Raw genomic sequence first — 489 nt, forward strand, 5'->3', positions numbered from 1 at the left:
CGAGCAAATATCTTAACATACTGAGATAAAGAAAAGGACTTTTATTTACTATTTTAGAAAGTTTCTTCCCCCGATTTGCATCGGGGGAAAAGGGTGTACATAAGCTTACGGATTATTAGTACTACTCGACTATGACATTACTGCCTTTACATCTATAGCCTATCAACGTGGTCATCTTCCACGATCCTTAAAAGAAATCTCATCTTGTGGTGGGTTTCGCGCTTATATGCTTTCAGCGCTTATCCCTTCCAAACGTAGCTACTCTGCGGTGCCCCTGGCGGGACAACAGATACACTAGAGGTTTGTCCAATTCGGCCCTCTCGTACTAGAATCAGATCCACTCAAATTTCTAACGCCCACAGTAGATAGAGACCGAACTGTCTCACGACGGTCTGAACCCAGCTCGCGTGCCACTTTAATGGGCGAACAGCCCAACCCCTGGGGACCTTCTCCAGCCCCAGGATGTGACGAGCCGACATCGAGGTGCCA

The 489-nt window shown here is 47.2% G+C and carries 1 rRNA gene; it reads right to left on the reverse strand.

Features of this window, described 5'->3' with window-relative positions:
* Positions 1-95: 95 nt before the first annotated feature.
* Positions 96-489 (reverse strand): 23S ribosomal RNA (locus BW716_RS35505); the annotation flags it as partial.

The sequence above is a fragment of the [Flexibacter] sp. ATCC 35208 genome, assembly GCF_001975825.1.
In the GTDB taxonomy this organism is placed as follows: Bacteria; Bacteroidota; Bacteroidia; order Chitinophagales; family Chitinophagaceae; genus Chitinophaga.